This window comes from Buttiauxella sp. B2 (assembly GCF_006376615.1).
Taxonomy (GTDB): Bacteria; Pseudomonadota; Gammaproteobacteria; order Enterobacterales; family Enterobacteriaceae; genus Buttiauxella.
This window is the reverse complement of the sequence record NZ_VEXQ01000051.1, coordinates 1-5,423: the sequence shown is the minus strand read 5'-3', so window position 1 is coordinate 5,423 and position 5,423 is coordinate 1. Positions and strand designations below refer to the sequence as shown.

Sequence of the window (5,423 nt, the reverse complement as noted above, 5' to 3'; positions counted from 1 at the left end):
GATGTGTATAAGAGATAGCTTAAGGGGAAAAAGGAAATTTAATCGACATGAGTGCCGTTGCGAATATGCCCCGCCGTCTTCAATAACAGTTGCAATACCGTCTCGCAAGCAGGCGAATTCATATGATCCAAATGCTTAACCCATGGGCAGGCCAACGCCGCAATGGCGTTATCACCGCTAATCAACAGCGGCACGGCAATGTTAAATACTCCCTCGACCTGCTGGCTGGGCATGATTTCATAGCCCTGCTCACGCACCTGCAGCAAACGCTGCTGCAATGATGCGTCAAGCTCCCCGCCACACTCAGCACTTTGCGCGATCATAAATTGCCGATCTTCAGGGGACGAAAATGCCAGTAATACATGGCCGGAACCGGTATCCAGCAGCCCCATCCGGGCGCCCACACGAATGCCAAAACCCCAATAACCGGGGGCATCCGACTGAGCAATAGAAGTCAGTCCGTCACGTTCATAAATCACAATATGGCAACCCTGCTGGGACTGCCGGGAGAACTCGCGTAAATGGGATAACGATTGTGATGCCAGACGGCGCATCGGCAGATGACGATGAGCCAGTTCAAACAGTTTGAGAGAGAGTTGGTAGCTATCAAGATTGGTGCGCACCACGTAGCCACGACGCACGAGGCGATCCAGCATGCGGTAGATTTCATTCGGCTTTCGCCCCAATGCCGTTGCAATTTCGACTTGCGATAGTCCTTCTTCTGTATCCGCCAGTTTTTCCAGAATATCCAGCCCCTTATCCAGAGCCGGTGCGCGATAGCGCTCTTCCTGAATGTCCGAGTCCAGTTTGTTTTGCGTCATAAGTCCCTCATCAGAGTGCACACGGAGAGTTCAACGAGTTGAATGTTACCACTTTTGTCGCGGCTGTCGCTGGCCTGCTCATGAAAGGTAAAATGTGACAACCATATATAAATTATAAATTCATATTTGAATTAAAAATAATATTGCTTACAGTGAATAAACTATCGGCGGCACATTCCATCAGGAGAAAAGCATGAGCAATGCATGCACTAAGACCATTTTGATTACAGCAGCAGCACAGGGAATCGGCCTGGCTACCGCGCTGTTACTGGCGCAGAAAGGTTTTCAGGTAATTGCAACAGATATTGATCGCGCAAAACTTGCGGAGCTTTCTTCGCAACCTGGCATTCGCACAGAGTTTCTCGATGTGCTGGATACCGATTCCATCTCCACACTCGTGCAGCGCTTACCGCATATTGATGTGTTGTTTAACTGTGCAGGCATTGTGCAAAACGGTGATGCGTTGGGAACAGAAAATGTACAACTCGAACTGGCCTGGCATCTGAATGTGATGTCGCAATTTAACCTCATCAAAGCCGTATTGCCCGGCATGCTTGCGCAGAAAGACGGTTGCATTATCAATATGTCGTCTATCGCGTCGAGCATAAAAGGCGTACCGAACCGTTGCGCTTATAGCGTGACGAAAGCGGCGGTCATTGGCCTGACAAAATCCGTTGCCGCTGACTACATCGCCCACGGAATTCGTTGCAATGCCATCTGCCCAGGCACTGTAGAAACCCCCTCATTGCAGCAACGTCTTGAAGATACCGGTGATTATAACGCGGCGCGTGAGGCGTTTATTGCTCGCCAGCCGATGGGACGCATCGGCCAGCCACAAGAAATTGCTGAGCTGGTGCTGTACCTCACCGGGGCCACATTTACCACCGGCCAGGCTCACCATATTGATGGCGGCTGGTCTGCCTGAAACACTTTTGATAAGGGATAAGTGAAATGCGATTACTTCGATACGGCAAAGCAGGTGAAGAACGCCCGGGGATACTGGATGAGGCAGGTAACATCCGCGATTTATCACAATATGTAGACGATATTACGGCGGACACCCTCTCTCCTGAAATGCTGGAAAAGCTGTCAGTACTCAATGTAGAAGATTTGCCGCGTGTGACGGGAAATCCTCGTCTTGGGCCTTGTGTAGGCAACACACGCAAATTTATCTGCGTCGGCCTGAACTACTCAGATCACGCCGCAGAAACCCACGCGGAGGTTCCCCCGGAGCCGATTCTGTTTATGAAATCACCCCATGCCATTGTCGGCCCTAACGATGATGTCGAAATTCCGCATAACTCGCACAAGACTGACTGGGAAGTTGAGCTCGGCGTGATTATTGGCAAGACCGCAAAATATGTCAGTGAGGAAGATGCCCTTAACTACGTCGCCGGCTATTGCGTGGTGAACGATTTGTCTGAGCGCGAATTCCAGCTTGAACGCCAGGGTCAGTGGATGAAAGGCAAAAGTTGTGACACCTTCGGCCCTGTGGGCCCATGGCTTGTGACACGTGATGAAATTGCGGACCCACAACAACTGCAAATGTGGCTGGATGTCGATGGACATCGCTATCAACAAGGCTCGACGAATACCATGATCTATAACGTGCGCTACCTGGTGTCCTACATTTCACAATTTATGAGCCTGCATCCTGGTGACATCATCTCAACGGGTACACCACCGGGTGTGGGTATGGGACAAAAACCCCCGGTTTATTTGAAACCGCAACAAACGTTACGCCTGGGCATTGAAGGGCTTGGCACTCAGCAACAACGAACATATAGCGCGGTCCTATCCCGAACAACGACAGGAGATTATTGATGGCTATTATTACAGCCGTAGAGATTTTCATGGTGGCATTAGTGCCAAAAGTTCGCCGTGAAGATGCCATTCAGGCATTTGTCTGCCAGGAAACGCCGTTTGTGCGCATCACCGATTCTGAAGGTGCAGAAGGCCTGGGCTATAGCTATACCATCGGAACCGGTGGCCCGGCCGTGCTTTCATTGCTTGAAAAAACGCTGGCCCCTGCGCTTATTGGCAAAGAAGCCGATCGGATTGAAAGTTTGTGGCGAGAGCTGTTATTCCTGACCCACGCCACAGCAGTTGGCGCGATAACGTCGCTGGCACTTGCCACCATTGATACCGCGCTCTGGGACTTGCGCTGCAAGCGGGCTGGATTGCCGTTGTGGATTGCCGCCGGGGGGGCGCAAGAAAGTATTCCGCTCTATAACACCGAAGGAGGCTGGTTAAATCTGTCGCCCGGTGAGCTGATTGAGAATGCGCTAGAAAGCAAAGAGAGCGGTTTTTCTGCCGTGAAGGTGAAGGTTGGCCGCCCTGTCAGAGAAGATGTTGCACGGTTACGGGCGGTGCGTGAAGCGACCGGCGATCAATTTGAAATTTTTACCGATGCCAATCAGGCATTTCATATTGATGAGGCGATTCGGCGTGCGCGTCATTATGAAGAATTGGACATTGGCTGGTTCGAAGAACCCCTGCCTGCCGATGATATTCAGGGGCATGTCAGACTAAGCCAGCAAACATCCATTCCTGTTGCTGTGGGTGAAAGCCTGTACAGCCTGCTCCATTTCCGCGAGTACTTACAACAAAATGCCTGCTCAATTGTACAAATAGATGCGGCACGTATTGGAGGAATCACGCCGTGGCTTAAAGCAGCACATCTGGCTGAAAGTTTTAACGTCGCCGTGTGTCCACATTTTTTGATGGAGCTACATGTTTCACTGTGTGCGGCAGTCCCTAATGCCCGGTGGCTGGAATATATTCCGCAACTGGACAGCCTAACACAGCAAACAATGCACTTCACCGCAGGCCGTGCATTCCCGTCAAACAAACCGGGATTAGGCATAGACTGGGATGAAACCGCCCTCAGGCAGCAGACAATACCAGGAAGCCACTGCATGATAAGGGGCGGCCCAGGCATCGACTCATCCAGAAATGTTCGCAGTTAAAACAAAATTTCTGACGATGAATAAAGCCACAGAAGGCAATCCAATATTGCCTTCTGTGGCTTTTAGCGATCAATAATTTTGCACGTCCCTGCTTCAATTTCATCAGTAAGATAAAATGGAATATTAAGTATCCACTCCCCTTGTAGAACCCTGGCTTTATAATGACAAACATCCTCGCCGATAATGAGATCCACAGACTGGCTTTCAGCCGTTTTATCAGCAGCAACTTTTCTTATTTCCGTATAACCGGCATTACTACCAATGTGGAAAAATTTTTTCTTCCAACGCACTGGAGGGTGCTCAGGGAAATTGTTTGCCCCATGAAAATTAAACAACTGATCATGATTGAGAATACTCTCCCTGACGGTAGGCCACAGTTCATGTTTGAGGAAAGTTTGATCTGTATAGCGTGATGTTCCGGTATAAGTTTGCATAAAACTCAACATCTGGTCACCCATGCCTTTGAATACTCCCTGGCACCCTCCCCACATTCCTGCCAGCAAAAGATCAGTATGTGTAAAATAATCTCTCATGTGATGAAACCAGTACGGTGAAGACACCCATGCATTCACTGCTGCGGCTTCTTTTTCCGAAATCAGTGAATCTGCATCTCTGACAATAAATCGCGAGACAGACTCGTCATCCATAACAAGAAATCGCCACATTGTGGGGGTTAGTTCGCTCCCCGTCATATCGATAAGCTGCACATTATGCCTTTGGAGACGGCTTAATATATGTTCAGGAACACTCTCATCCAGATAAACCCTGCACGTCCATGCTGGGTAGAGTTCGTGGCAAATTTCTGCATTTTTTACCAGTGTTTCACAATAGCGCGGATTCGCGCCATACAAGCTGTATGAAATTATATTTTTACTTTTATCATTTTTATTAAAGGGTGGCGGTGCCTCTGTTGGCAGAGGATATTTCTTCCCATTTCGGTATGCTTCATCTGCCCGGTTTAATGCTTCAAGGCCATAACGCTGTAATTCCTCTTTTTTATCCAGCCATCCACACACCTCCGCAAGACCATCCAGCCAGTTGGTGTGCAGATTTTCATGCGGTAATTCATATATCTTTTTATATTGCTTGTATGATTTTCGGTACTGCCCTGCCCGCATTAGTGCCAGTGCATAATCACTGATCACCGTGAGATTTCTCGGCATTATTTTCAGAACATTTTCGCAAATTTTAATGGCTGCAGGAAACCGCATCTGAGCCATTGCTGTCGAATAGCACATTCCCTGCACCTTCAGATAAACGCTCAGGTCAGGTACCGTGTTTGGTGATGTATACATGGTCTAAACACTTTCTCACGTGATTACAGGCGAACAAATATAGTAAAAAAATATACAGACCAACATGGCGATTAATAAAAATAAAAAATCTATTATTTAGAATGTCATGCATCGAGATTTATTTAATAAATTATCCGTCGAAAATAAGTGCAGTTGATATTTTTAAAATAACGCTAATAAAAAACCCTGGCCAGTAACCAGGGTTTTGCAGTAATACGCGAAGATTACTTAGTTATCAGGCGTGTTGCAGCTCCACTCCGTGCTGAATAAGCAGTTCAGCATTCGAGCTTGCATGCTGATACACCTCATACTGCACACCACCGGTAGTGACCTGCCCG

The 5,423-nt window shown here is 48.3% G+C and carries 5 protein-coding genes; 3 read left to right on the top strand and 2 right to left on the bottom strand.

The window, feature by feature from the left end:
• Window positions 1-38 precede the first annotated feature (38 nt).
• Entirely contained in the window at window positions 39-821 is a 783-nt protein-coding gene (locus tag FH968_RS23135; protein ID WP_223271381.1) for an IclR family transcriptional regulator, read from the bottom strand.
• A gap of 193 nt (window positions 822-1,014) precedes the next feature.
• On the opposite strand from FH968_RS23135, the gene FH968_RS23130 reads away from it, so the two are divergent.
• Genes FH968_RS23130 through FH968_RS23120 form a run of 3 tightly spaced genes read left to right on the top strand, consistent with a single transcriptional unit; the run spans window position 1,015 to window position 3,790 of the window.
• Window positions 1,015-1,746 (top strand): SDR family oxidoreductase, encoded by a 732-nt coding sequence (locus tag FH968_RS23130; protein ID WP_139883772.1) that lies wholly within the window; start codon window positions 1,015-1,017, stop codon window positions 1,744-1,746.
• A gap of 26 nt (window positions 1,747-1,772) precedes the next feature.
• Window positions 1,773-2,645, top strand: a complete 873-nt coding sequence (locus FH968_RS23125) for a fumarylacetoacetate hydrolase family protein (RefSeq protein ID WP_139883770.1) — start codon at window positions 1,773-1,775, stop codon at window positions 2,643-2,645.
• Window positions 2,645-3,790 carry a mandelate racemase/muconate lactonizing enzyme family protein gene (locus tag FH968_RS23120; protein WP_139883768.1) on the top strand — a complete coding sequence of 382 codons (1,146 nt, stop codon included), beginning with the start codon at window positions 2,645-2,647 and terminating at the stop codon, window positions 3,788-3,790. Before FH968_RS23125 ends, FH968_RS23120 begins: the two co-directional genes overlap by 1 nt.
• Before the next feature lie 62 nt (window positions 3,791-3,852).
• Here the strand turns inward: FH968_RS23120 and FH968_RS23115 are convergent, their stop codons facing one another.
• Window positions 3,853-5,085: a tetratricopeptide repeat protein gene (locus FH968_RS23115; RefSeq protein ID WP_223271380.1), complete on the bottom strand. Its 1,233-nt coding sequence runs from the start codon at window positions 5,083-5,085 to the stop codon at window positions 3,853-3,855.
• Window positions 5,086-5,423: the final 338 nt, after the last annotated feature.

What these genes read in the sequence shown, in the direction of transcription:
- FH968_RS23120 (WP_139883768.1), top strand. Translation starts at nt 2,645, where the DNA reads ATGGCTATTATTACAGCCGTAGAGATTTTCATGGTGGCATTAGTGCCA.
- FH968_RS23130 (WP_139883772.1), top strand. Translation starts at nt 1,015, where the DNA reads ATGAGCAATGCATGCACTAAGACCATTTTGATTACAGCAGCAGCACAG.
- FH968_RS23125 (WP_139883770.1), top strand. Translation starts at nt 1,773, where the DNA reads ATGCGATTACTTCGATACGGCAAAGCAGGTGAAGAACGCCCGGGGATA.
- FH968_RS23115 (WP_223271380.1), bottom strand. Translation starts at nt 5,085, where the DNA reads ATGTATACATCACCAAACACGGTACCTGACCTGAGCGTTTATCTGAAG.
- FH968_RS23135 (WP_223271381.1), bottom strand. Translation starts at nt 821, where the DNA reads ATGACGCAAAACAAACTGGACTCGGACATTCAGGAAGAGCGCTATCGC.